Genomic DNA, 24,533 nt, shown 5'->3' with positions numbered 1-24,533 from the left:
TTGCGGCTCCAATAAAAAAGCCGCCATAAGGCGGCAGGACAGTTAGGAAGATCCGTGACGCTACGGCGCCGTGGGTGTCTTCACGGTGAAAGAGGTATCTATGGCGGAAGTAATTCCGCCAGTTGTGCTGGCCACGCCGGTCACGGTCTGAATCGTGCCGACGAAAGCCGTATAGGTTTGCGAATAGCGGATGCCGAGTTCCAGCGCGCCGCGCCGGAAATCGAACGTGGCGCCCTCTTCAGGCGGGACGTTTTGCAAGCGCCCGGTATCAAAGACCGCCAGGCCCAACGCTTCGGCCCGTTCTTCAAAATCCGGGTGTTGCAAAGTCAAACCCAGCTTGTCGAGCACGCTGAACGCAGCAACACCAAAACTCTTCAGTTCAACAGTGGCGTCGCGGTGGTCACGCATGGCCTGGTTGCCGTCGGCATCGACCTGACCTTCTTCGGCGGGTCCGGCGTCTATCCACCGAACGGCCAACGTGGCATACGGCGGCTGCGGCGCAGGTTCTATCGTTTCGGCAGACAGCACAGGCATGCCATCTGCCGCGGCCCTGATCAATTCAAAAATTGCGTCTTCTGGCGTCATGGCGTCCCAGTGTATGGGTTGCATCTATAGGCCACTACGGCCCCGGAAAAAACAAAACCCGCGAACCTTTTCGGTTGGCGGGCTGCATTTCGTGTGGGCGCAATGGCCCGCCGTTATTGTCTCAAATCCGGTCCCAAATGTGCACGATTTTCGGCAAGTGCATGTCCCAATTCGGACCACGCATAAGTCACCGACTTGGTGTTGCCGCCGCAACGATGAACGTGCCCCGCGTCCAGCAAATGATCCAACACCCGGCGCGCACCGCGGCGCATTGCTTCGTGCGACGCGGGCGCCAGCGGAATGCCGCGGCTGACGTGCCGCAAGATTTCGCGCATTTTGAATTCGCGCCCCGGGTAGGCTGCCAGCAGATCAATGACCTCGTGCGCATACTTCATTTGAAAACCCTCCAGACCTGTTGCTTGAAACTGCCTAGCGCCACCTTGTAGTAAGGCAATGTGATGCCGATGACGCGACATGCCTTGTCCTGGCGCAGATGCGCTGGCAGGTCGCCGTAATCTGCGCGGCGTGTGTATTCCGCCTGCACCACGCGCCGTTCAAGCAGCGGCAACGCCTGGTACAAGCCATCCACTCTGCTCGCGCGCACGTGATTCACTGGAATCCGGATGGGTTCGTCCTCGTCCTCGTGACCAGGCAGCGGCGGGAACACACATACATCCGGCTCGTCTTGCGCCATTCGGCGCGGGCCCGGCCAATCGCCTTCCCATTGCGACCGCGCCCAATTGCGTATTTCGTCTTCCACCCAACGCGGCAAACCTTCATCCATTCGACACCTCATACTTGTTGCATTTGTTCCCGTAGGGCTTGCCCTTCAAACAACGCTGGACCGTATCTCCAAAAGGCGTCTGCACCGCACGCGCGTTCGCGCAGCCCGCGCATGAGCGATTGATGGCCGCTTGTTGCCGGCTCATCAGCACCTTCATCGGATCGCCCATTTCCCAGCGGCACAGGGTTACTCGTCGTTGTTCCATTACCTGCCCTCCATAGGCCGGATCACGGCCGCTATCTGTGCCGCTGCATCAAATTCACATTGGGCGTGTGTCAGCATCTGTGCGATGGCTTGCGTGGGATGCCCGCCTTGCGCAATGCGCGCCTCCCACTTGGCAATCCATCGCCGGTGAGGCGGCCCATCGCGATCCAATAACTTTGCTGCATTCATCTTTTGCAGCGCGGCTTCGACCTGCGCCGGAGATGCCAAGGTCTGGCCCGGCGCCGGCAGAGACGCACGCGGTTGCGGAATATCTGGCCAAGTGTTTTTGCTGAGTTCTTCGGCCAGCGTTCTTTCCCACCGGTTTTTGATCGACCCGTAGTTGCTGTTCAAGAGGTCTACCGTGCTGACGCCCACTGCCGCCCAATACACCGCGGGGTGCGACCACACACCGATCTCACCGCGCCGCCTGGCGGACATTCCGCGCACAGCTTCGTGATAGGCCACTTCAGGCGTGAGCCACGGGCAGCACAGTTTCAGGAACTCCGGCAGTGTTGGCGGCCATTCACGAGCCAGGCAGGCATGCAGGCCACGACGCACCTGAGATTCATCCAAGCCCGCCAGTTTTTGATTCCACGAATCCTTCAATTCGCGCGGCGTCAGGCCCTCCCATTGCTGGGCGAACTTGGCGCCATAGAGCAAGTGCATCTCGTTGACGACCAGCGCTCCCAGCCCTGCCGCAGCATTAATGGCTGGCATCAATCACCCCCATGTCGATTTCACGCATCGGCCGCCCTTCGGCCAACACGTCACGCAGTTCCGATGACCACTCCGCACGCTGCCGGGTCCGGCTGGACGGCGCCGCCCGCCCTGCTGCCCTTGGCGGGAACAAGCCCTGATAACCGCTGGCAATGCTGTTGGCGATGACGGCGCGCGCAGGGAACCCTTCGGCAAGGTATCCAGCAAGCTGCTGCAACTGGCGCCGTGCAGCCTCTTCAGTGACGGGTTTTTTGCGGGCCTTGCGATCCGCAATCCAGCAGACCCAGTCTTCACGGTCCAGCCAGTCGGGCAGATCGATCAACGCAACATCGACGCAGGCGGCTCGTTTACGAGCGGTGCTTGAAGCCTCTTCCTGGCTCTTGGTTCCTGGTTCTGGTTCCTGGTTAGTTGCACACCCGTTCAACGGCTGTTGCCCGTCCGCTGAGATAGCGCCAGGCCGTAGCGCTTTCTGCGCACGCTTGGCCGCACTGGCTTTGCCAGCCGCAGACTTCGCTTCTTTGTTGCCGTGGTATCTGGCGATTTCGGCGTCGCAACGGGCGTGCGTCCAGCCCTGCGTGGCTTGAACGAAAAACTCGTTCAGCACCTGCGAAACCGCGGCTTGCTCTTCTTCCGAGCGGGCAATCAGCAAGCGGCACAGCTTGTCGATATCAAGGGCCAAGGGCGCCTCGGTGTCGTAATACAGTTCGATCAAATCGCGGTACACGCTGCGTTCGATGCGCGTGAGATGCCGCGTGGCGCTATTGAAATCGCCGATGTGATGCGGGTAATAATTCATTCCGCTTTCGCCCCTTCGGCCAGCTCGGGCCAGATTCGATTGCAATCGGCGGGACGCAGGTCGCGCCGGGTAACCGCGCCGCTGGTGGCGTGCTCGATAGGCACGCAGTGCTGGACCGGAACGGGCCTGCGGCCCGTACGCCATTGGTAGACAAGCGCTGGGGAAACCCCCACGCGCCGGGCTAGCGCCGCAGCGGTTAGCGCTTCATCCCGGTCGAAGTAATCGTGTAGATTCATTAACAAAACTATAGCGATGCTACAGCTTATACGCAAGCCATGCTATAGTTTTATTTGCATAGCATTGCTATATGAAAATGTGGACTATCGAAGAGGAAGCCGCCGCCCTGCGCGCACGCTTTGAAGGCGTGAACCGCGCGGCATTCGCTCGCGATCACCACGTGAAGGGCGGACAGGCAATGATTTATCAGCACATCACCGGCCGCCGCCCTATCGGGATCGAGGCCGCAATGGCGTATGCGGAAGGCTTTGGATGCCCGTTGGCTGCTATCAGTCCGCGTTTGGCGGCCGAGACGCAAAAGGCAGCCTCGCTTTCCGCGGCCACGCCAGTCGCAGCAACAGCCGCCGAATCGGCGTGGCCGTTTCCGTCAGTGTCAGCATCGTTGATCAGAGGGCTTGCCGACGATCAGCTCAAGCGGCTGGAAGGCGCCCTGCTGTTGGCACTGGGCCAAATGGGCGTGAAGGCAAAGGGTTCGGCCAAGGCGCTTCAATCCAAGCGCGGCGCCATCGTAAATATGGACACTGCCGCCGACGAATTTCCCATGGCGCCGCTATCAGCAGGCCCGTGGGAACCGGACGGCACGACAACGCGGCAAGCAGAACAAGCTCAGTCGCTGCGCATCAGCCAGGTCACCAATGTCGGGCATGTTGCCGACGCGGGTTATTCGGCCAACGACCAGGAGTTCATGCCCATTCCAGAATTGGATGTGCGCTTGGCCGCCGGCAAGCTCGGCATCGAGAACTACCACGAGACCGAAATCGGCGAAATCCTTTTGCGCCGTTCATTCCTGGAATCGTTCAAGCTGCCGATCGAACGCATGAAAATTGTGTATGCCGTTGGCGACAGCATGGAACCCGTGATCCGCAATCGCGGCCCGATGCTGTTCTTTGAAGACCCCATCACCGACGCCAGCCAGATTGATCCCAGAACCGTCTACGCCATCAACCATGGCGGCAAGATGATCGTGAAGTGCATCACACGAGAGCGCGACGGCGCCTGGCTGGCAAAGTCGCTGAATCCTGCATACAAGGTGTTCCCGCTGGAAAAGGAAGACGGATGCGAAGTGCGTATCGTCGGGCGGATTCTGTGGTCGCCGTATGACCTGCGCAATGGGGTGGATGCGCGCTTGTTGTAGATCCAGCATGCGCGGATGTGTCTGACCGGTTTACCTCATAACAAAACGCTGTCATCACAGAGCATGGCCGGACTGCGCTTGTTGGATGAGCTGCGGCCGTAAAGAGCGTGCCGCCGCTATGCTCTCCTCTCCTGGTAATGGCCTGGAGCTGGACATGCGGAAACTGTTTATTGGGTTCTTGTGCATCTTTGCCGTGCACAGCGCCAATGCCGACGGCGCGAAAGGTCTGTTACTCAGGGCGACCGTTCTACAGCAAGAGTGCGCCAAGGGCTTGTCCATGACTGCAAAAACAGCGTCGGACCCCAGCCTTGTTCTTGCCTACGCGCGATGTGAGGCATACATCCTGGGCTACATCTACGGCGAATTCTCGGCCGCTAATTACCTGCAATCCCTCGCATCAAGGACCGCCAACACGCTCGACCCGCTTTTTGAGCAGGCCATGGCCAGAGCGGCCTCCATGCGATGCGCCCCGGCAGACACGACCGTAGGCCAGCTAGCAGCCGCGGTTGCCGAGAAGTTCATTGCCAAAACATACGACGCTAAAGATACGTCGACGGTCACTGTGCGCCAGGCAGCACGGGAGGCCTTCCCTTGCAAGGATGATCCGCCGCAACGCTGATGCTGGCGCGCAAGAACGTCGGCATGCCTTGGTTCTCTAGCAATGCCACTGGCCGCGAGAACCCTGGCGCATATTGCGAATCAGCCGAGTTATCCGCAGCGCCGGCCGTTTTAAGTACCAACACCACTTGCCGCTCACTGGAAACGCTGTCTTTGGCTGCTGCCAAAAGCTGCGTATCGACGCTGCGAGACGAGCAGACGGAACCTGTCCGTCATTTCTCATTCAACGGCTTTGCAGGGACGAGCGCAACAGGTCACCTCACGCGCCACCCCGCATAGAGTGGCGACGCTACCCGGCACACCAAGTACGCTCGCGGCTTTGCAGCCAGGTTCGGTCAATGCCAAACATCGACTTAACCAAGCCAATCAGGCTCGCGGCATCCAATAATTCCCGGGACGCATAGCCACGCCATTTGGCCCGTTCGCTCATATCCATGAGCTGCGCTCGGCATCATCAGAAGCGCCAGCGTGCCGATGATGGCGGCAAAAAGAACCGTTGCAAGCCAGCCGTGTCCCCTAAATATGGCGATCAGCACTACTGCCCCGCCAGATATGCACAGCACGAATAGGAGAAACGCGGAACTCGGAAAAGCAGAGAAATGGCGAAGGGTGTCCATGACCCACCTCCAGCTCAGGGCCGAAGATCTTTAGCTTTCCACATCCGTGCGCGGTTTGCAATTTCGGCCGCGGAAAAACCAGATGTTCAGTACCGCCACCGCATATCCAACATACCCGAGTGCTGGCGATTGCCACCACCAAACTCGCCCGCATAACTTACGCCGATGGTGAGGTCTCGAATGGCTACCAGGTCGGCGCCGAATTCCACGCGTGCCGCGTCGCGCGCGATCGGTGTGCCGGCTACCGAGAAGCTATTGCCATTGTCGAAAGCGAGCGAAGTGCCTGGTTGAACGTTGCCGTATGCGTGCCGCCAGCCCAGCAGGCCGCGCAGGGCAATGGCCGAGTCCGGCACCAGCCACCGTGCCCGCAGCCCCGCGAGCGTAGAGGTCAACGTCTGGCTTTGACGCTTGGCCGAGAGTGCTGCAGATCCGCCTGATTCCGAGAAGCCTCGCGTGCGCAAGTTGTTCCACGACAGCCCGGCAAACGGTTCGATTGTGATGTTTGGCGTCACCGGCAAGGCATAACCTACTTCGGCGAACAGCTGGGTCGTCGAGGCGCTGTAATCCGCCGTAAGGTTCTGCGCCAGGCTGCCGTAGCCGATCTGGCGCCGCGTATCGATGTCGTGCCATGAGTACGCGGTGCCGCCCAGCACATTGAGCGCACCAGCGCCCAATTCAAACGCCTTGCCGCCGTACAGCGCCGCGGTATAGCTTTGCGTGTCAGAGGTTGCCGCTCTGCTGTCCGCCTTGAGCTTGCTGTCGGCGTAACCGAAGGCAGTACCCAGCCGCCAGCCCCGGCCGACCTCCATGTCGCCGCCCAGGGCGAGCGTGGTGGTCTGTTGCGTGAGAGCGGGCCCATTGCCATCGCTGTTCAGCCGACGCCAGTCGCCCTCAACCTGTACCCAAATGGGTTGGGCAGCCGTCCGTGGCAAAACGCCGGCAGCAGGAGGTGCATCGCTTGCACCCGCCGACGCGGTGGCCGCGCCTGGCAGCATGGCGGCCGACAGATTGCCGCGCACGCTGTCCAGGCCGCGCCGCATAGCGGCGGGACCAGTGCTCAATAGGGCCGAGTTGACGCTGGCGTGCATGTCGCCCGACAAGGCGTCCAGCGCTTGCCTGTAGTCGCCCGCGTCGGTAGAGAGCGCAAGCGCGCGCCAGACTTCGCTGGACTGGGGCAGACGCTGGGCGGCATTCGCGACGGCACGCTGGTTGGCGGTACCGGCGTAAGCGGCGAAGTTGGGGCGGCCGGGTTCAGGGTTGGCTCCTGGCTCCGGGTTGGTCCCGGGTTCCGCACCTGTTCCTGGATCCATACCCGTGCCGGGATCAACGGTTATTTTAGGTATCAGGCGAATCGTCAGGTCATTGCCATCCCCGCCCGTGGTGCTGACGTCGGCATCGAGAAACAGCAGTGGATTGACGATGCGCCCGACACCGCCCGTGATGGCGCCCGCGCTTTGCTTGTCCACGATCACCACTGGCGTGGCGGACGGCGCCCATGACGCCGCATCGTTTGGGCTGAGCGCCAGCGCAAGTGTCGTGTTGTCGAGCTCGACCGTGCTCATCGCCGTCAGACTGGCGTTGGCGGCAGGGGTGGCAGTGATGCGCAGCGTACCGCTGTTCTTGTAGGCGCCGGAGACAGTTTGTGTGCCCAGGGGATTGCCCGGTGCATGCTCGCCGCCCGATGCGATATTGACCGTGCCAAGCCGCCCCGTGCCGCCAAGAACAGCGCCACTGTCCACCACGAAGTTGGCATTCGGCGCCGAGCCTTCAAAGTTCAGGGTGCCACCGCTGGCCAGAATATTCCCAGTGAACAGGTGCGATCCATTGATGGTGAGCGTGCCCGCCCCGGCTTTTTCAACTTGTCCGCCCCCGTCGAGGGAACCGCCAAAGGCGCTCGCATCGCTACGGCTGAAGACGAGAGCGCCATTCACCACGACGGCGCCCGTCAAGCTGCCCGAAGTGCCGTTCGCGCCGATATTCAGGGTCGAGCCGGCGGCGACAGTGGTGCCGCCCGTGTAAGTGTTCTCGCCCGTCAGATAGGTGGCGCCGCTTGAAGTGATAACGCTGCCGATGCCCGTTACCCCTGCATTCAGCACCGCTGTGCCAAGTTGGTTGAACTCGATGCTGCCGTCGTTTTGCAAAGTGGTCAGACCCGAGATGCTACCGGCCCGGACGTTCGATCCTCGCATGCCGCCGAATCGCAAAACGCCGTTGTCGTTGATGACGAAGGTTGCGCCAGCGCCAAATTGCAACGTGCCCGGGCCAAGCAATAAATTCCCCGACCCTCCTCCCGCCTGACCGCCGCCAAGCCGCAATCGACCGCCATCGCCGATAAGGACCCTGGCATCGGACACCGAAAGCGTACCCGCACCGCCTCGGCCGCCTGTCATCATGGCCTGACCGCCGCCGCCATTGGAGCCGCCAATCAATAAATGCTCAGCCACTGCCAGTTCAGCGCCAAAGGTCAAATTAACAAAGCCATCGCCCCCACGCCCACCGGCGTAGTTGAATGACCCGCCCCCGCCGCCGCCGCCGATCAGCATTGATCGGTTGACGGTTATGCGTGCGGTGCTGAAACCCAAGCTGCCCGCGCCACCATTTCCGCCCGCAGCGCCATCCGACGCACCGCCGCCACCGCCACCCACGCCGGCATAATCGAAGGTGCGAGGGGAGCCTGTCGACGCGCCGGAGGCGACCGGAGCCCCCTGGCTCGGTGCTATCGCGGAAATGGTTCCACCGAAAATGTCCCGAAGCACCCCTCCGTCAGCGCCGGCAATACCACCCGGCGACGCGCCGCCCCCGCCACCCAGTCCAGCGCCGCCGCCGCCTGCGTCAGTGCCCAGTGCGTGCGGGCCGCCGCCGCCACCGCCGCCAACCCCGGCTCCTCCGCCAGCGCTGCTGCCGCCCACGTAACCGCCCAAGCCGCCGTCCGGCCCCGCGTTGCTTGCGCCATAGCCTGCGGCATCCACTGATCCGCCCACTTCCACGCCGCCCCCCGCGCCACCGCCGTGGGGCCAGGTACCACCGGCGCCGCCGCCACCAATGCCGCCGCCACCACCGTCACCACCCACGCCGTTGCCGCCTGGATTGGCGGCCGCGGCGCCAGTGCCGCCTGCGCCGATTAGATAACTATCGGCATGCGCAACGCTCGTTGCCAGCGGTGCCGACAAAGCGGTTGCCAACGCAAAGCAGCTGGGCGCCAGCCGGCGGAGCGATCGGCCGGGCGCGATATTCAACTGCGCCCTTGAATCGCCTGTCTCGTCACAGTTACCCCGTGCCGAGCGGTTTTCTTGCGTTGCGACCGAAGCGCCTAGCGCTGGCCTCCAGATGCTGCGGAAGGCGGTGGCCATGTATTCATCTCCGATTATTGTGGCGCTCGCTTCCCGTTCATGGGCGTTTGAGAAGTTAGTACTAGTGAGCGAGCTTTGACACGCAACCGGCGATTACAGCTTGCTTTGAATGAAAAGAGAATCCCTGAGACTAGGTATTCTTTCGATTCGTGCGGACAACGATCAAGTGGATGGCTAACCACTCAACCAGCGCTTTTCCGCGAGGGTGCCGCGTCTTCGGTATTCAATCGCGTCCCCAATAGCCGAGAAAGCCCTGCGCCTGAGGCGGTTAGAATGGCTGCGTAGTTTTTTGCCCCACCTGCCGCCCTCTTCCACCGCGTTGCAGCATCTGAAGTCACATCAACTGCCCGAGATTACAAAAATATGGAGAAGTTCGAACGGTTAGACGGAGCGGACGGAATTCGTGGGCTGGCATGCCTCACCGTCTTGCTCACGCACGCGGTCAGCATGTTTTTCATTGCAGCGACAGCCAGGCATTTGGCTGGCACGGGAAAAATTGGCGTCTGGCTCTTTTTTGTCCTGAGTGCCCTGCTCCTCACCAAAAAGTTCCAGACCACCGGCTTCGGTGCGCAAAGCATCGCCGCTTACGCCGTCGGTCGGTTTCTTCGAATCATCCCCCTCTTCGTTATTGCCGTTTTGGTCCACAAGGCGTTCGGCGCATTGGGCATAGTTGCCTGGTCTGATGTCATGGCCGCGCTGACGTTTCAAAAGGGCTACGCGCACCTGTGGACAGTACCGGTCGAGTTCACGTTCTACCTGTGGTTGCCGCTCGTCGCATTGGCGTTCATTGCGGCAAGAGCCCGCGGCGTCTCAGTGGCATGTGGCCTGTTGGTGATCCTGGTCTGCGTTCAGCAGTTGATCTGGCCATACTGGAAAACGTCCATCAATGCACTGGGCACCGGCTGGTATGCGTCCAGCTTCACAATCGGCTGCTTCCTGGCGGTCACCCTGAATGACATCCGGCCCAAGATAACGAACACGATTGCAAACGTTCTTGCGATCTCTGTGGTGCTCGGCCTGATTCTCGCCAGCCCTGGCGCCCGGCATGCGATTTTTGGAGTGCCGCTGGATGTGGCTTTGGTTGATAAATTCGTCTACATCAGCGCGGCCTGGTCACTCTTCATCATCGCAACAGTGGACGGTAAAGGCGTGTTCGGCAAGCTCGTAACGCGTCCGTTTATGAGAAAACTGGGCGCTTGGAGCTATTCGCTCTACTTGTTCCATGGATTGGTTCTTGTAGAGATTGCCGACCGCTACCCTAACAACATTTTCGCGATGTTCGTCGGAATCGCCGCAGCGATCGCAGTTGGCGCCGCCTCGTTTTATGCGATTGAATTTCCTATTGAGCGATATCGGCAAAAGCTCCAACGTGGAATTTCGACGCGCTTGGCGAGCACAACCGCAGCCTAGGCGCTGTTCGGTCGGGTGCGCCGATCGCAGATGCCGGGCCGAGAGCCACCAAGATTGAACACATGGGTGCGGCCCCTTCCACACGCCATATCGTCATGCATGGTGGTGCCACGCCGGTCGCCCGGACTCAGGCCCGTCCAGCAAGTTCAAACTGGTGTCATCGCGGCTAAACATTGGACTATTAGGATGCAGCGCTCGTTCATCAATACGACAAGAGCACATGTACCAGCTGCAAAATTTCGGAAAATCGATCCCTGGCTATGCCCTGCGCGCCACGTCGTTGGCAGTCATTCTTGCACTCTCCGCATGCGGCGGTGATGACAGCGATGACAACGACGCCACCAGCGGCAATGAGCAGGCCGCTTATGTCATTCCCGCGCCTCCTGCCGGACTTGGCCGAGTTGATACGGCGCCGGTTCCCGATGTGTCCGCGTTCGTCGATTTCGCAAACACGAACCAACGCGGCGATCCACGATATGCAACGTTGGAGTCCAATGCAGGCGTTCGAGTTCTGAGTGGCTTTCTAGATATCTGGGAGCCCCGCACGCGCCTGGTCGATGCTGGCGTCACCGCTGCTGGCGCAGATGGTTTCCCTGGCATCATCGCATCGGATTGGACTGGCGTTCCCGGCGACCCCACGGACGGCCGAGTAAAGAACAAGGCCGTGCATGACGAGAACATCGCCTTTGTTGTTCGCACCACCGCAAACCGCACGGCTGAACAGGCGACAGCAGCCTACTTGGACGACCGCCGCGGCAAGAACTACAGCGTCACTGACGGCCTGGGCCCTCTGACTGCGGCATGGCGCAGCGCCGCTCAACAAACAACCAGCATTAACGACGTTGCACCCGATGCCGCGACGGTGAAGTATGACGACATCGGCAATAACACGGGCGTCAGCGGCGCTGCCAACCCCGCCTTTGGCGATGCGATTGCGTTTGTTCAGAGCATGGGGGTCAACGCCTCCACAGAACCCGCAAAGCGCTTCTACAAGTATGCACGCCCGTGGCGCTGGAGCAATAGCGTTCAAGTCCTGCCGACGTTGGAGCCAGCAAAAAGCCTCACCGCAGCCACAGACGGCGGCTACCCCAGTGGCCACACTGCCGAGTCAGTGCGCAATGCGATCGGTATGGCCTACTTGGTACCGGAGCGCTTCCAAGAGCTGCTGGGCCGCGGCGTGGAGCTGGGCGAAAGCCGCATCATCGCTGGCATGCACTCGCCGCTCGACGTCATCAGCGGCCGCATCTTGGGCCAAGCAAACGCCGCAGGCAACATCTACGCCGCGAGTGAAGGCGTTCGATCAGTCGCTTACGCGCAAGCCCGCCAAACGTTGATGGCCGCCGTAGGCGCCAGCACGCCCGAGCAGTTCCTTGCATTCGCGCATTCGCAGGATGTCAGCCAGGACAGATTTTCTGATCACAAAACCAACAAATCCGAATACCGCCGCCGCCTGACTTTCAGCTTCACGCAGATTGGAGACACTGCCAAGCCAGCCGTGGTGCCCAAGGGCGCTGAGGTCATCCTTGAAACTCGCCTGCCCTACTTGAGCAACGAACAACGCCGCGTCGTGTTGAAGACCACGGCCTTGCCTTCGGGTTATCCGATTCTGGACGACACGGAAGGCTTTGGCCGGCTCAACCTTTTTGACGCTGCCGATGGCTATGGCGCCTTCAACGGCGACGTGGACGTCACGATGAACGCGAGCCGCGGCGGGTTCAATGCGCTGGACGTATGGCGTAACGACATTGGCGGCGCAGGCAAGCTCACCAAGAGCGGTACGGGCACGCTCGGCCTGGCGGGCGCAAACGCCTACACGGGCGGCACGCTGATCGCAGCCGGAACGCTGCGAGCAGATTCCGCAAAAGCACTGGGCACTGGCGCGGTATACGTCAGCGGCGGCGCATTGGCATTGAACTCCGAAGAGGCCGTTCAAGTGCTGGGCAGCTTCACGCAGACGGCGACGGGCACGCTGCTCGCACGCATTGGCGACGACGATGCTGGCCAGATCTCGGTGAACGCCGACGCAGCGCTGGCTGGGCAGTTGAACGTTGAGTTCCGCTCGGGCTACACGCCCAAGGCCGGATCGACGATCACGGTGCTGCGCGCCAAAAAGGTTCACGGTCAGTTCGCAAGCCTTGTTGTCAATGGCTTCAAAGCCACTGTGATTTACAACGGCGACAGCGTGCAGGTGCGCCTGGACAACCCTGCATGAGTTGGCGTTCTACCTTTCTTGAGCCGATGGACTCAGCAATAGGCAGGATTTTCCCGCCTATATCTCTTGCCCTTCTCCGTTCGAAGACCTGACCGCTCGCAAACAAACTGCTAACGCCTCGCCAACCTGCGTTTCCGACGCCGCCAACGAAAAACGAGCAGCAAAAGCAGCAGGAAGATCACGAACGTGCCAACCACAAGCGCCGGCGCCAGCTTCACAAGCGGTGACGGCGCTCCGCCTGCACGCAACGTAGCTACACGTTCGGGTGTCATCCCGACGTCTGGGCGTCCGTAGTTCTGCTGCAGGAAGTTCACCAGGGTAGCAACTTGCCCGTCGTTCAGTTCGTGACCGAAGGCGGGCATGCTGTCGACGACGGTAGAGTCTGCGCTGTGATGCACCCCTTCCAGGATGGCCATCACCGCGTTGTCTGCATTGGGCTGTCCCAGCGCAGTGTTGCCAGCCAGCGACGGCAGACCGTTGCTGCCCGCGCCATTGGCCTGGTGACAACTGGCGCAGTACCCGTTGTAGAGCTGCGCACCACTCAATAGATTGCGGTCTTCAGGCCAAGGTTCGTTGATGATGGCGGCCGTCAGGTCTTGTGCCTTACCCCAACCATAGGCGGGCCTGGTAGTTCCAGGGTTTTGCTGGGCAGGAACCGTTTTGACGTAAGCCGCAATGGCTTGCAAATCAGAGTCAGTCAGCTTGCTAAAGCTGTGGTCAACCGCCTCTAGCATTGGACCGGCCGCCTGCGCTTTTCCTTGTGCGTGTCCCGTCTTTAGATACGCGAACAGTTCTTCGATGCTCCAGCCGCCAATGCCGCTGATAGGATCGGACGTGATATTGGGCGCATACCACGCGCCAAGACTGGCCCCGGCAAAATTGCGATTCTTGTCCTCGGCCATCAGCGCATTGCGTGGTGTATGGCAGGTGCTGCAGTGCGCCAGCGTTTCGGTCAAGTAACGTCCGCGCAGCCATTGCGGCGACTGATTCGGCGGCGCTGGCGCCAGCGTGTCTAGAAAGAGCAGGTTCCAACCCACCATTGATAGGCGCACGTTAAAGGGAAACGGCAGTTCAGTGGCGCGCGCCTTAACGTCAATCGGGGCGATCCCATGCATGAAGTAGGCGTAAAGCGCCTTTACGTCTTCGTCATTGATGCCGGCATACGCTGTATAGGGCATTGCCGGGTAAAGATGTCGACCACCCGGCGCCACACCTTCGCGCAATGCGCGGCTGAAATCTTCCAGCGAATAGTTGCCGATGCCGGCGGTCTTGGAAGGCGTGATATTGGTGGAGTAGATCGTGCCCATCGGGCTGCTCAGAGGAACTCCCCCGGCAAACGGTTGATCTGGACGCGCGGTGTGACAGGCAACACAGTCGCCCGCTGTGGCCAGGTACCGACCTTTGACGATCAGCATCTGCTCGTCGGAAGGCGCTGTGGCGGCTATCGACTGCGCTTGGACCACGAAGCTTGTGCTCAGTCCGACCAAGGCGACGACGAGGGGGCAGGCAGCGCGTGCAATGTAATGGCGGATGCGCATCATGGTCAGCCCCGGGCCGCGGTGGCAATAAGGTGGTCAGCGGTATGCAGAGCCAGTGCGACGGCTGTCAACGTCGAGTTGACCGTTGCCGCGGTGGGCATGACGCCGGTACTGGCTATGAACAGATTTTCATGATCGTGGGTACGCCCAAACTTGTCGACCACCGAATCTGAAGCGGTGTCACCCATGCGGACGGTGCCGGTGATGTGCTGATTGTTGCCGTACTTCCCGTCAGGACTGTGACGCAGATTGGTGCCACCCATCAGACGAGCAATTTCGATATATGCCTGCTTCGCATGCGCCATGCCGCGATGGACGTAGTCATTGAAAGAGTAATAGATCTTGGGAGTAGGAATACCCAAGGCGTCGCGGTGGTCGCTGAGCATCACGCGGTTGGCCGGGTCGGGAAGTTGTTCCAGCACATTCTTGATGCTGACTTCATGGGCCGAACGGCGACGCAGTTGTTCCTTGAAAGCGGGGCCGTAAACACCTTTTTTCGTCAAGTCTTCACTGATGCCCCAAACGCGTGACGAATTCGAGATGTCGATACGGAAAGCGGCCGACTCAGAGCGGAAGGCGCCGTCGCGCATCCCTTGGATGGACGACGGACTCATCGGCCCACGTCCTGGCCACAACTCATCTTCAGCATCGAACGTCAGCGAATTGCTGGGGTGGTCCATCAGGTGACGGCCGACCATATCCGAACTGTTCGCCAGACCGTTGGGATACTTGTCACTCTTAGACAACAACAAAAGCTTAGGCGTTTCGATGCCATTGGCTGCCACCATGAAATACTTGCCAGTAACGCGATGCGAGCCGCGCTCAGGGTCGTAGTAGTGCACGGCGGCAATCCTGCCCTTTTCGTCGTGCTCTATCCGATAGACGATGGCGTTAGTAATAATGCGTGCGCCCGCAACTTCTGCGGATGCCGCTGCAAGGCCGCCGTGATACTGGGCATCGATCGGACAGATCGGCATGCAGTTGTTGTTGCCACAACAGGCGGGGCGGCCATCGTAAGGACGGCTATTGCGGGCGGTGGTGTTGGTGATGGCCTCATAGGGCGTGCCAGCAAGCCTGGCGGTGAAGCGTTGCTCCAGCCACGACGGCGTGACGGGCTCCATTGGAAAAGGCCGAGTGCGCGGCGAGCCGTTGTTGATCGGACCAGATACGCCACAGATCTCTTCTGCCTGAAAGTAATAGGGCTCCAGTTCATCGTAGGTCATAGGCCAGTCAAAGCCCACGCCATACAGCGTCTTGATCTTCATATCGTTGGGCAACACGCGCCAGGCTTGGGCCGCCCAATGCCAAGTCGTCCCGCCAAGGATGCGGATGTATTCCGCCGCGTATAGCGCTGGGCCGACTTGCTCCAGATAGTTATTCGGCACCGGTTGATAGATAGGATGCGGCGCAGCGGCTGTCGGCGGATAGGGCGACATAAAGTCCCCTTTACGTGGCGACGCACGATACCGCGCTACCAATTCCGCTCGGGTGATGGGCGGTCCTGCCTCCAGGACAATGACCGATAGGCCGGCGTTGCGCAGTCGAGCAGCGGCGAGTGCGCCACAAATACCAGAACCAACGACGATGACATCGGCGGAAAGTATGTCTGTCATGGTGTAACTCAGTGTTTGACTTCGGTGGGTTGGGACGACCATGAGCCGTATTGCCCATACGCGTAGCTAGGCGGGCGGGTCTTGTCTCTGACGAACCGATAGCTCAGAGCGTCTTCAAATGCCAAGCAGCGTGCCTGCAATCCGTTGCCGGTCACGCCCAGCGTCCAAGCTGTGAGGATCTGTTTGGCCACAGAGGGCAACTCGGGATCTACGATGGCTAATGTCACGTCCAACGTTTCTGCTGGCCCCGTATGCCGGCGAATGGAAGCAGCCAGCGCGTTCAGTGCGTCGGTAAATTGCGGATTGACGGCCAACAAGCCGGCATACAGGCGTGAGCTCAGGCCCGGTTCCAACTGGGCCTCCCCGGTGAGATAGCGAGAAACTTCCTGGAAATTCGAAGGCGGGGATGCCAGTACACCGCGTGACGTATCCGCAGCCCGCGCGGCGGGTATGCCGCCAGCAGCAATCAAGGCGATTCCGGCCGCCGAAGCAAGCAGCGCATTGCGCCGGGCGAGGCCAAAGCTAGTTAAGTTTTCTCGCGGCCAATAGGATTGGGTCGAGGTCGAAGCAGACGTCATCATGAGTATTCCTCAATTGCACAACAGGTCGTTGTGAAAATTCACTAGACCTCAACCGACATGATCCTACCGGTCGTACCTCACGATTTTTTTGCTCAAGTCGTCCTGCCTGACAGCAACATGGCCGTTAGCACTTCCACCCACAAAGGGGCTCGACAGTAACGCGCATGAAGGGAAAGCCGATTTAGGACTGGACTGGTTTTTGTACTAGGGTATTCCCTAAGTCGGTATCTTGAGAGGGCGCACCCTATACGGATGAAAACGGGGAGCGACGCTTATCTAGACAATGGAGGGAAATTACACGCGACCGCAATTTCACGATAGTCAGCTTCGGCGAAGCTGACGGCGCCGGTCTCGGCGACTACGTTGCGTCGTCGAACATGCTACGCCAGCGAGAAGCAGCCTTCGCCGCACTCAGTCGCTTATAGGCGCCGCCCTGCGGACGACCGCGCTCCTGGCGCTCATCCGTTCAGCGGCCTAACCCTCTGGTAGTTGTGCCTTTTCAAGGCGGTACAGCATGAGCGCGCCCATCTCAGATTCCCGCAGCGCTACCGACTCGCGCAGCTCTTTTTCGTATGGGAATTCAAGGTGCTCCACCCCATGCAAGATGCTCCACAAGACACCAGCTCCATCCTCATTCGGAAAGCGCTCAAACACCGTAAAAAGCATTGGCAAGCAGTAAGGCGAAGGGCCCACTGCCCATAGCTCGTCCAACAATGCATCCAGCGCTAGCCAGTTTCCGTCGGTAGGTGAGAACTGGCTTATATCCGCGGCAATCTCGCATTCACTTCGCATTGGGTTCGTGCTTTTCCGTTTTGTGAGAACACGATGTTAGCCCCACATGCTCCCCACGGGCCACGGTGCCAACCCACCGGCTCTCCATAACCATGTCGCGCGCAAGTCTTCGCAAATTCCCATGACCTTGACTGAGACCCTCGAATGGGGACTGAGCCTGCTCGCGTTCGCGCGGCTGGTGCTGGCTACCCTTGGTGACTCCTTCACCCGCCGCCACGCTGCGGCAGATCCTTGGAAAGCGACATGAACGCAATCACTGCAAACGCGCTTGCAACGCGCCGCCGCAAGCTGCCGTCCATCGCCAGCCTGGCACGCAAGCTTGGCGGCCTCATCGCGCCCAGGGACCATGCAGGCAGAGGCAACTGGAGCAAGGATTCCGATATCCCCTGGACAGCGTGGCCGGGTGGCATCGCCCTTGCCGCCTTCTTTATTTGGGGCTGGGACTGCCTGGCATGGCTGCTTCACTTCGTCCTATGAACGGAACCGATTTCATCTTGCGCGACCGTGCCGCGTGGGTTCCAACCGTGCCGCTCCCCCACAGCAGGCTGCACTGGGAAGCCCCAAAGGCCGAAACCGTGACGCCCGAAGAAATCGAATTTATCCGGGGAGCGCGCGGCCTGTTCACCACCAAAGATCTGGGCGAGTGCTACGGCGTATCGCCCCAGACCATCAGCAATATTTGGAAGCGCCTCGCTTAAACGGACGATGCCGGGTTTTTTTTCAAATAGGTGTCTATTAGGTCAACGGCAATGCCGATCATGGCTTCAGCCTCATTTTGATGCTTTCGCAGTTGCTGGCTGTACCGAGTTAGATCCCTCTGAAGCACTACCCAAGTTCCATTTGGTCGAGTCCCATCCATTTCCTCGACTAGTTCGGCCTCAGCATCTCTCGCCGCCCGCATGGTGTTGTGCATTTTCCAGGTGAGCATCAGGCCACCGGCCACAACATAGGTCGCAACGATCTGCTTACGAATCAGATCGTCAGGAACACGGCCAATAAGTCCCACTGTGGAGGCATACACCTTGAATGGATTCTCCGGCACGGGCCAAGTTACGTCGACAGCGGCGTTGTCTTTAACCGCTTGGACAGCGTCGCCGACGGTTTGCATATATACAACCCAATTAATGTGCAGCTCTTCACGGATGCCAAACAGGAAATTCCTCACCTCATCGTGTCTAGCGCTTGCCTGCTGTTCCCTGACTTTGGCGTGCTGATCATAGGCAATCCAGATCGCGGCACAGATCGCCGCTATAGAACCCCACGCCTGCACCCAGGAGGCCCAATCACCGCTGGTCTTAGGTGGATTGAAAGCGAAAGCGGCGAACAACGCGCCGAACGCGAGTAGTAAGGCGACCTGATACCCCTTCTTCATGGCTCCCCCTGCTTCGATGGTCGCCGCATCGTAGCCCAATCTCTGAACAGGTATCACATGACCCATCCCCCCGCATCGTTTAAGACGATGATCAATGACAAGACGATCAAGCGCGCTGATGCGATGAAAATCGAGTACTCGCGCATCCGTGTGAAAGTCGGTTTCAACCGGCGCGACCTCGACAGCGAGTACGAAGCCGGAATCGAGAATCTGACCAACTACATCATGGCTGGCGGCATCCTGCCCCCCCTGGAGGTGGTCGCCCTGTCCGATGGGTCTGGCGTTGAACTGGTGGACGGCCACCGTCGCTTTGACCCCCTCGGCCGCGCCATCGCACGCGGGATGCCAATCGAATGGGTGTCCATCGTCCCGTTTCAAGGGAACGAAATCGACCGGCAGGCCCGGATCTATACCAGCAATCGAAACGCCCCGCTGCGCCCCCTGGAGGCCGCACGCGGCTTCAAGCGCTTCCGTGGTGCGGGGCTGGACAGCGCTGAAATTGCCGCCATCGTGCATTGCAGCCGGACCCATATCGAAAACTATTTGATTCTTGCCGATGCCGAGCGCGACGTACAAGAACTGGTGCGCTCCAGCCAGGTCGCCGCCGACGTAGCAATTGAAGCCGTCCGCAAGCTAAGCGCGAAAGCCGGCGAATTTCTGACCGGCAAGGTCGGCCAAGCCAAAGCCGCAGGCAAGGCCAAAGTCATCGCCAGCACCATTCACGGCCGCGCCCTGCCCCGCAAAGTCGTATCTCCACTCATCAGCGGCGTCGATACCTTTATCAATGCGCTGGACGCAAATCAGAAAGCGGCTTGCTCGATATCCAAGAAGGCCGCGTAGCCGAAACCACTATCACCCTCGACGCCTGCGCCCTACTGGATCTGTTCGCCGCTCATGGCGCCGTCGAAACAGTCCGCGCGAAACAGGCCGAAAAGCAACGCCAGCAAGCCGATGCAGCCGCAGTTGCCACCCAGGCCGAAATCCCAACCGAACAGCAAGCCCCGCAGGAGCAAGCGGCATGATCAAGCTCTCCAACCGTGAAGGCCAGACGGTCTACCTCGCCCCAGGCGCCATTGCATCAATACAAGAAGCGGGAGCCTCCAGCGCCTGGCATGGCATCCACTCCTATGTCCGCACCTTCGACGGCAAAACCTTCGAATTGCAGCAGACGCCGGACCAGATCAATGACGCAATCGGCGCCCAGCAAAAAGGGAATACACAATGAAAAACTCTATCCGCCATGTCGGACTGCACATCGCAGTTTTCATCATGCAGGGCGCACTGGTAGCGATCTACTGGGCTCGCGAAGAGTATGCCCTTTCAATGATGTTCGGCATTGCAGCAGTCGCCACCGTAGGGCTTGGGCGAATCGCATGGAAAAGCTACCGCGCCTCCATCGCCAGAGGGATCATTCAGCCCGCCCCTGTCAAACGGGATGCGGACGGGTAGCGGTCTAGAAAACTACTTTAATGGCCGGTCTGACACCAAATCGCGTAGCTGAAGTGCGCGTCTGCCGTTGAGTTCTGCAACACACGCGAAACGGCGCATGGCCAGAGCGTTTCCAATTGCCCCTCCACCCAAGGATGAAGCAAATGCGCACTGGGCATCGCGGTACGTAATAAAGTCTCTGTTTGATGCTTTGAGTTTGGCCTTGGCTTGGTTCACGTACTTGGCGTCTTCATCCCATTTGCTCAGAACGTCAACTGCCTTCTCTTCTGCGTCTTTCAACTCGACTTCACTTCCCGCAGCCTTTTTTTCCAGGCATTCCCTTACACCAGGTGGTTCAAACGCGCACTCTAATCGCAGCTCACGTTCGCTCCGTCCAAGGGTGTCGGCGGAGGCTATCGACACCCACGGAAAGATTGCACCCAAAGCAAAAGCTAATCGCGCTAATTTGTGCATATCCGGGGCGTTCCCTTGCGCAGTGCGTTTAAGGTGTAGTTGAGCTTCACTTCGTAGGCAAGATCACCGCCTCCGTTATACCGGTCCGCGATAGTGGCCGTGGAGATGCTCCGCCAGCCTGTGATGACACGTTGTACCGACGCCTTTTGGTACTTCAACACCTGTCCGGGCCTCAAGGTGGCCGCTGTCGGATTTAACTTCTGCATCATCTCGACCGTACTTCCCTTCGCCTCCGATATCTTCGAGAGGCTGTCGCCTGCCTTGACGACTATTTCGTAGACTTTTGGATCAGCGTCAGGGATGGTGCGGTATTCGTAGCGGCCCAACTTCATCAACAGATAGCCAATCCCCGCGCGAATGTTGTGGGTGGGAATTGCGCGAACCGAACTGACAGTCATTTTTCCTTTCCATGCTGGAGGCAGGATTAGATTTCCCCCTTCGTTACCAGAAAGCAATGATGACAGTCCTGGGTCGCCTGGAACCCCAATGCGTAGGGGCCTGCTTCCCCACTCCGCGTTATATGCCCCAGTCTCGACCCACAGAATTGCTTTGATAAATCGCCAGTCGAGTTGGACGTAGCCGGTCGTGCCAGAAAGGTGACGGTTGTATTCATTGACGGCCATCTGAATGTCGCAGTCCCACTCATTCCATTTCGGATCGCCAACTGCCTTGTCGATGCCGTCTTGCCATTTTTCGAAATCGGTTTTTTTTGCTGGTGCCTGAACCGCCATATCAGTCCTTTAGGGTTGAGTTCGAGTGGCAACACTCCCAACTGCATCAGCGGCGTATTGGGCGCAGGTGCCTAATCAAGGTTAATGGCAACAATCTTGGTTGGCTTTAGGGGTTGTCTTATTTGACATCCCCCCCGTCCTTTAGAGCGGGGAGGATGCCCGCCTTCGCGCAATGGCAGCTCTACCCGGCGTGGTGCGCAGCGATGAATGCCCTGGGATATGCCCTATCTCCCGTCATCTGGGACGCGGCGGACTGCGGCGTGCCGCAGCACCGTCAGCGCATTCTGATCGCGGCCACCAGGAGCAAGCACCCTATCGAACTGGTGGCACCCAATGCCGCCCACCGCCCTATCCGGGATGTGATCGACTTCGACGCTGGCAACTGGTCCCTGATTGAACGCCCTGGCCGCTCACCCAAGACCCTAGCCCGCGTCCGCGCTGGCCGTCGCCAGTTCGGCGACCGCTTCGTAATGCCCTACTACGGCTCGGGCTCCAGCCTTACTGGCCGGTCCTTGGACCGCCCGCTGGGCACGATCACCACCCGCGCGCGCTGGGCGCTCGTAGACGGCGACCATATGCGGATGCTCACAACGGCAGAGAACTGCGCAGGAATGGGCTTCCCCAACGATTACCGCCTTCCCGACAACCAAGCCTTGGCCCTGCATATGCTCGGCAACGCCAATCCGCCCCCCATGGCCGCATACGCCATCGACGCCATAAGGAAAGCAGCATGAGCCTACATGTGGAATGGCGCTTCGACGGCCGCGTTGCCGTATCACCCAGGGACGAGGTTGCGGATACCTTCGGCCACATGCCAGCCAAGCAGTTCAAGCCATCAGACAAGGAAAAATTCTTAGATCGGATGCGGGCCAAAGGGCGCGGCACTAGGGCAAACCGCGATATGGCTGCACTCGGGTCTGCTTTCAACTACGGCATTCGGCATGGCATCGTGGAATCGAATCCATGTCATGGCGTCGCCAGGAATCCAGAACGACCACGCTCCAGGAAGCCCGAGCATATCGAGGTTAACGCGTTCCTTGACGTCGCGAAGAATCGCGGCGAAGGCAGCTATATGACTGCGCTAATCGGGCTGATGGTGGGGATTACGGGACGGCGACGCGTGGAGATACTTCGCCTAGAAGAGTCTGCGCTCTCAGCAGAAGGCGTGTCGGTCCAGGCTGCCAAGCTCAAAGCAACCGATTCGGCCCGCGAATACCTGATTTCGTGGTCGCCACTTCTAAGCAAGCTACTTACGGAAGCGGTCAGGTTGTCGAAAAAGCATGAGACGCCCTATGTCTTCGCCGCTAGGTCAGGTGCTCCCTATACCGATGCCGGGTTCAAAGCCAACTGGTCAAAGATCATGGCGGACTTTGTCGCAGCAGGCGGAGACCGATTTACCGCTCACGATCTACGGGCGATGTATGTCACGGAAATGGTCAGCCGAGATGAGAATCCTGAGACGCACAAAAATGCGGCCACAACTAGGCGGGTATACGACCGGCGACGCAAGGTAAAGGTCACGCCGACGTTCTAGGAAATTAGAACCGGTGCGATTTATTAGAATTATTCTGCCGCAGAAAAGAAAAAAGCCGCTCTAAGCGGCTGATTTCTAACGAATTCTTTGGGGTGGCTGATGGGGCTCGAACCCACGACAACTGGAATCACAATCCAGGACTCTACCAACTGAGCTACAGCCACCTCTGGTACTGCTTCGCCTTCACCGCTGTGCTTGAAAAGAAGCTCAACAACGAAGAGGCCGAACTATAGCACATATTTTTCGCGCGTCAAAAGCCCTGCCCCCAATTTTTCTTGCCTGTGCGCCACAGCTTGCTATCCTTCCGCTTGGATCACCCTTGGAGGCCGGCTGTTACGTCATCGCTATGGATCGCATACACGCAATTTTGATCGACTACTGGCCCCATCTGGTGTTTGGCATCAGCATCGTGGCGGGCACGGGGGCGGCTGTTCATGCCGCGATGACTAAACAGGATGTGCGGGCGGCCATTGGCTGGGTGGGGGTGGCGATGTTCTCTCCACTCTTTGGCGCGCTGTTCTATTTCGTGGCGGGTATCAACCGGATTCGCAAGACGCGTCTGTCGCAGTTGAGGGACGAGGCGATGGTGGTGGATGCCGAGCAGGTCGAGACTTTGCCGGTGGATGTAGCGCCGATCTCGGGTCCGCAGTTTGCGTCGTTGAAGGTACTGGGTGACCGGGTCAGCCGGTTTCGTCTGCTGGGCGGCAATGCGGTGCAGCCTTTGGCGGGTGGGGACGATACGTATCCGGCGATGCTGCTGGCGATCCGCAATGCGCAGCATGCGATTGCAATGCAGAGCTATATCTTCGACAACGATGCGATCGGGCGCGAGTTGGCGCAGGCGCTGATTGAGGCGCAGGCGCGCGGGGTGCAGGTGCGTGTGCTGATTGATGCGATCGGGTCTAAGTATTCCCGGCCGCCTATCGTGCGCATGCTGGCGCGTGGCGGGGTGCCGGTGGCGCGCTTCATGACCAATCCCCTGGGTGTGCTGCGCATGCCTTATGCCAATCTGCGCAGCCATCGCAAAGTACTGGTGATCGACGGGCGCGTGGGGTTTACGGGCGGCATGAATGTGCGGGCAGCCTTTGTTAGCGCGCTGGCGGGTGACGACACCAATCGCGATACGCACTTCCGAGTGGAAGGGCCGATTGTGACGCAGCTGATGTCGGTGTTTGCGCATGATTGGAACTTCACCACGCACGAGTCGCTTCCTGCCCAGCCCTGGTTTGATCCATTGGCCTTGCCGCCTACGGGGAATGTGCCGATGCGCTGCGTGCCGTCTGGCCCTGACCGCGCGCTGGGCAGCTCACACAATATGCTGTTGGGCGCTTTGGCAGTGGCGCAACGGCATGTGCGTATTCAGTCGCCCTACTTCCTGCCCGATCAGACGCTGATCGGCGCGTTGGCGACGGCGGCGCGGCGCGGCATCGTGGTGGACATCGTCATTCCCGACAAGAACAATCTGCGGCTGGTGGACTACGCCATGTCGGCGCAACTGGACCAGGTGGTTCGCACCGGCTGCCGCGTCTGGCGCGCGGTTGGGGCGTTTGACCATTCGAAGCTGATGACGGTGGACGATGCTTGGGCGTATGTCGGGTCGTCCAATCTCGATCCGCGCAGCTTGCGGCTGAACTTTGAGCTGGACACCGAGATCTATGATCCGACCGTCGCTCGCTGGATCGGCAGCCGGATCGATGGGCTGATCGGGCACGCCAAGCGCGAGACGCTGGAAGATCTGTTGCAGGCGCCATTTGCCAAGCGTCTGCGCAACAAGGTGATCTGGCTGGCCACGCCTTATCTGTAGC

28 protein-coding genes and 1 tRNA gene are annotated in these 24,533 nt (G+C 59.7%); 13 read left to right on the top strand and 16 right to left on the bottom strand.

From position 1 onward, the window contains the following. Nucleotides 1-60: 60 nt before the first annotated feature. The 7 genes from RAS12_RS00595 to RAS12_RS00565 form a co-directional block, all read right to left on the bottom strand. Entirely contained in the window at nt 61-609 is a 549-nt protein-coding gene (locus RAS12_RS00595) for a phage neck terminator protein (RefSeq protein WP_306944454.1), read from the bottom strand. Nucleotides 610-698: 89 nt separating this feature from the next. Further along, on the bottom strand, nt 699-980 hold the full coding sequence (locus RAS12_RS00590) for a hypothetical protein (protein ID WP_306944453.1): 282 nt from the start codon (nt 978-980) through the stop codon (nt 699-701). Beyond that, nucleotides 977-1,369 (bottom strand): hypothetical protein, encoded by a 393-nt coding sequence (locus RAS12_RS00585; RefSeq protein ID WP_306944451.1) that lies wholly within the window; start codon nt 1,367-1,369, stop codon nt 977-979. Before RAS12_RS00585 ends, RAS12_RS00590 begins: the two co-directional genes overlap by 4 nt. Then, on the bottom strand, nt 1,362-1,574 hold the full coding sequence (locus RAS12_RS00580) for a hypothetical protein (RefSeq protein WP_306944449.1): 213 nt from the start codon (nt 1,572-1,574) through the stop codon (nt 1,362-1,364). The genes RAS12_RS00585 and RAS12_RS00580 overlap by 8 nt, the downstream gene beginning before the upstream one ends. Next, on the bottom strand, nt 1,574-2,290 hold the full coding sequence (locus RAS12_RS00575; protein WP_306944447.1) for a hypothetical protein: 717 nt from the start codon (nt 2,288-2,290) through the stop codon (nt 1,574-1,576). Before RAS12_RS00575 ends, RAS12_RS00580 begins: the two co-directional genes overlap by 1 nt. Beyond that, nucleotides 2,277-3,086, bottom strand: a complete 810-nt coding sequence (locus RAS12_RS00570) for a YdaU family protein (protein WP_306944445.1) — start codon at nt 3,084-3,086, stop codon at nt 2,277-2,279. The genes RAS12_RS00575 and RAS12_RS00570 overlap by 14 nt, the downstream gene beginning before the upstream one ends. Further along, nucleotides 3,083-3,322: a transcriptional regulator gene (locus tag RAS12_RS00565; protein WP_306944444.1), complete on the bottom strand. Its 240-nt coding sequence runs from the start codon at nt 3,320-3,322 to the stop codon at nt 3,083-3,085. The genes RAS12_RS00570 and RAS12_RS00565 overlap by 4 nt, the downstream gene beginning before the upstream one ends. A 71-nt stretch (nt 3,323-3,393) precedes the next feature. Here RAS12_RS00565 and RAS12_RS00560 point away from each other — a divergent pair, with 71 nt between their 5' ends. Continuing rightward, nucleotides 3,394-4,458, top strand: a complete 1,065-nt coding sequence (locus tag RAS12_RS00560) for a S24 family peptidase (RefSeq protein WP_306944442.1) — start codon at nt 3,394-3,396, stop codon at nt 4,456-4,458. A gap of 154 nt (nt 4,459-4,612) precedes the next feature. Beyond that, a complete protein-coding gene (locus RAS12_RS00555; protein ID WP_306944440.1) occupies nt 4,613-5,077 on the top strand; it encodes a Rap1a/Tai family immunity protein in 465 nt (154 codons plus the stop codon). A 352-nt stretch (nt 5,078-5,429) separates the two neighbouring features. On the opposite strand, the gene RAS12_RS00550 is transcribed toward RAS12_RS00555, so the two are convergent. Together RAS12_RS00550 and RAS12_RS00545 are read right to left on the bottom strand one after the other, a co-directional pair. Next, entirely contained in the window at nt 5,430-5,693 is a 264-nt protein-coding gene (locus RAS12_RS00550) for a hypothetical protein (RefSeq protein ID WP_306944438.1), read from the bottom strand. An 86-nt stretch (nt 5,694-5,779) separates the two neighbouring features. Continuing rightward, nucleotides 5,780-9,043 carry an autotransporter family protein gene (locus RAS12_RS00545; RefSeq protein WP_306944436.1) on the bottom strand — a complete coding sequence of 1,088 codons (3,264 nt, stop codon included), beginning with the start codon at nt 9,041-9,043 and terminating at the stop codon, nt 5,780-5,782. A gap of 363 nt (nt 9,044-9,406) precedes the next feature. On the opposite strand from RAS12_RS00545, the gene RAS12_RS00540 reads away from it, so the two are divergent. Both RAS12_RS00540 and RAS12_RS00535 read left to right on the top strand, forming a co-directional pair. Further along, nucleotides 9,407-10,453 (top strand): acyltransferase family protein, encoded by a 1,047-nt coding sequence (locus RAS12_RS00540; RefSeq protein ID WP_306944434.1) that lies wholly within the window; start codon nt 9,407-9,409, stop codon nt 10,451-10,453. 220 nt (nt 10,454-10,673) lie between these two features. After that, a complete protein-coding gene (locus RAS12_RS00535; RefSeq protein ID WP_306944431.1) occupies nt 10,674-12,665 on the top strand; it encodes an acid phosphatase in 1,992 nt (663 codons plus the stop codon). Between the two features lie 110 nt (nt 12,666-12,775). Here RAS12_RS00535 and RAS12_RS00530 read toward each other — a convergent pair whose 3' ends face one another. Genes RAS12_RS00530 through RAS12_RS00520 form a run of 3 tightly spaced genes read right to left on the bottom strand, consistent with a single transcriptional unit; the run spans nt 12,776 to nt 16,397 of the window. Then, nucleotides 12,776-14,206: a cytochrome c gene (locus RAS12_RS00530; RefSeq protein WP_306944430.1), complete on the bottom strand. Its 1,431-nt coding sequence runs from the start codon at nt 14,204-14,206 to the stop codon at nt 12,776-12,778. 2 nt (nt 14,207-14,208) lie between these two features. Continuing rightward, nucleotides 14,209-15,816 carry a GMC family oxidoreductase gene (locus RAS12_RS00525; protein ID WP_306944428.1) on the bottom strand — a complete coding sequence of 536 codons (1,608 nt, stop codon included), beginning with the start codon at nt 15,814-15,816 and terminating at the stop codon, nt 14,209-14,211. An 8-nt stretch (nt 15,817-15,824) separates the two neighbouring features. Further along, nucleotides 15,825-16,397 (bottom strand): sugar dehydrogenase complex small subunit, encoded by a 573-nt coding sequence (locus RAS12_RS00520; protein ID WP_306944426.1) that lies wholly within the window; start codon nt 16,395-16,397, stop codon nt 15,825-15,827. Nucleotides 16,398-17,432: 1,035 nt separating this feature from the next. On the opposite strand from RAS12_RS00520, the gene RAS12_RS00515 reads away from it, so the two are divergent. Continuing rightward, nucleotides 17,433-17,666: a hypothetical protein gene (locus RAS12_RS00515; protein ID WP_306944423.1), complete on the top strand. Its 234-nt coding sequence runs from the start codon at nt 17,433-17,435 to the stop codon at nt 17,664-17,666. Next, a complete protein-coding gene (locus RAS12_RS00510) occupies nt 17,642-17,887 on the top strand; it encodes a hypothetical protein (RefSeq protein WP_306944421.1) in 246 nt (81 codons plus the stop codon). Before RAS12_RS00515 ends, RAS12_RS00510 begins: the two co-directional genes overlap by 25 nt. On the opposite strand, the gene RAS12_RS00505 is transcribed toward RAS12_RS00510, so the two are convergent. Beyond that, nucleotides 17,884-18,561 carry a hypothetical protein gene (locus tag RAS12_RS00505; protein WP_306944418.1) on the bottom strand — a complete coding sequence of 226 codons (678 nt, stop codon included), beginning with the start codon at nt 18,559-18,561 and terminating at the stop codon, nt 17,884-17,886. The two genes, RAS12_RS00510 and RAS12_RS00505, sit on opposite strands and share 4 nt — an antisense overlap. Before the next feature lie 57 nt (nt 18,562-18,618). Here RAS12_RS00505 and RAS12_RS00500 point away from each other — a divergent pair, with 57 nt between their 5' ends. Genes RAS12_RS00500 through RAS12_RS00485 form a run of 4 tightly spaced genes read left to right on the top strand, consistent with a single transcriptional unit; the run spans nt 18,619 to nt 20,010 of the window. Further along, complete coding sequence (locus RAS12_RS00500; RefSeq protein ID WP_306944416.1) at nt 18,619-19,401, top strand: ParB/RepB/Spo0J family partition protein; 783 nt, start codon at nt 18,619-18,621, stop codon at nt 19,399-19,401. Then, entirely contained in the window at nt 19,374-19,583 is a 210-nt protein-coding gene (locus RAS12_RS00495) for a hypothetical protein (RefSeq protein ID WP_306944414.1), read from the top strand. The genes RAS12_RS00500 and RAS12_RS00495 overlap by 28 nt, the downstream gene beginning before the upstream one ends. Beyond that, nucleotides 19,580-19,786 carry a hypothetical protein gene (locus tag RAS12_RS00490; protein WP_306944411.1) on the top strand — a complete coding sequence of 69 codons (207 nt, stop codon included), beginning with the start codon at nt 19,580-19,582 and terminating at the stop codon, nt 19,784-19,786. Before RAS12_RS00495 ends, RAS12_RS00490 begins: the two co-directional genes overlap by 4 nt. Further along, on the top strand, nt 19,783-20,010 hold the full coding sequence (locus RAS12_RS00485; protein ID WP_306944409.1) for a hypothetical protein: 228 nt from the start codon (nt 19,783-19,785) through the stop codon (nt 20,008-20,010). The genes RAS12_RS00490 and RAS12_RS00485 overlap by 4 nt, the downstream gene beginning before the upstream one ends. A gap of 12 nt (nt 20,011-20,022) precedes the next feature. On the opposite strand, the gene RAS12_RS00480 is transcribed toward RAS12_RS00485, so the two are convergent. Together RAS12_RS00480 and RAS12_RS00475 are read right to left on the bottom strand one after the other, a co-directional pair. Next, entirely contained in the window at nt 20,023-20,463 is a 441-nt protein-coding gene (locus tag RAS12_RS00480) for a lysozyme inhibitor LprI family protein (protein ID WP_306944407.1), read from the bottom strand. Further along, nucleotides 20,451-21,194 (bottom strand): LysM peptidoglycan-binding domain-containing protein, encoded by a 744-nt coding sequence (locus RAS12_RS00475; RefSeq protein WP_306944405.1) that lies wholly within the window; start codon nt 21,192-21,194, stop codon nt 20,451-20,453. Before RAS12_RS00475 ends, RAS12_RS00480 begins: the two co-directional genes overlap by 13 nt. Nucleotides 21,195-21,349: 155 nt before the next feature. Here RAS12_RS00475 and RAS12_RS00470 point away from each other — a divergent pair, with 155 nt between their 5' ends. After that, nucleotides 21,350-21,928, top strand: coding sequence for a DNA cytosine methyltransferase (locus tag RAS12_RS00470; RefSeq protein WP_371321323.1), 579 nt, complete (start codon nt 21,350-21,352; stop codon nt 21,926-21,928). Further along, nucleotides 21,925-22,728: a tyrosine-type recombinase/integrase gene (locus tag RAS12_RS00465; RefSeq protein ID WP_306944400.1), complete on the top strand. Its 804-nt coding sequence runs from the start codon at nt 21,925-21,927 to the stop codon at nt 22,726-22,728. Before RAS12_RS00470 ends, RAS12_RS00465 begins: the two co-directional genes overlap by 4 nt. Nucleotides 22,729-22,816: 88 nt before the next feature. On the opposite strand, the gene RAS12_RS00460 is transcribed toward RAS12_RS00465, so the two are convergent. Continuing rightward, nucleotides 22,817-22,892: transfer RNA gene (locus tag RAS12_RS00460), tRNA-His, on the bottom strand. Between the two features lie 182 nt (nt 22,893-23,074). Here RAS12_RS00460 and RAS12_RS00455 point away from each other — a divergent pair. Continuing rightward, entirely contained in the window at nt 23,075-24,532 is a 1,458-nt protein-coding gene (locus RAS12_RS00455; RefSeq protein WP_306944398.1) for a phospholipase D-like domain-containing protein, read from the top strand. The last annotated feature ends 1 nt before the right edge of the window (nt 24,533 follow it).

Origin of the sequence: Achromobacter seleniivolatilans, from assembly GCF_030864005.1 — a bacterium.
GTDB lineage: Bacteria > Pseudomonadota > Gammaproteobacteria > Burkholderiales > Burkholderiaceae_B > Achromobacter > Achromobacter seleniivolatilans.
Note: the sequence above shows the minus strand (reverse complement) of the source record. Positions and strands in the feature narration are given on the sequence as shown.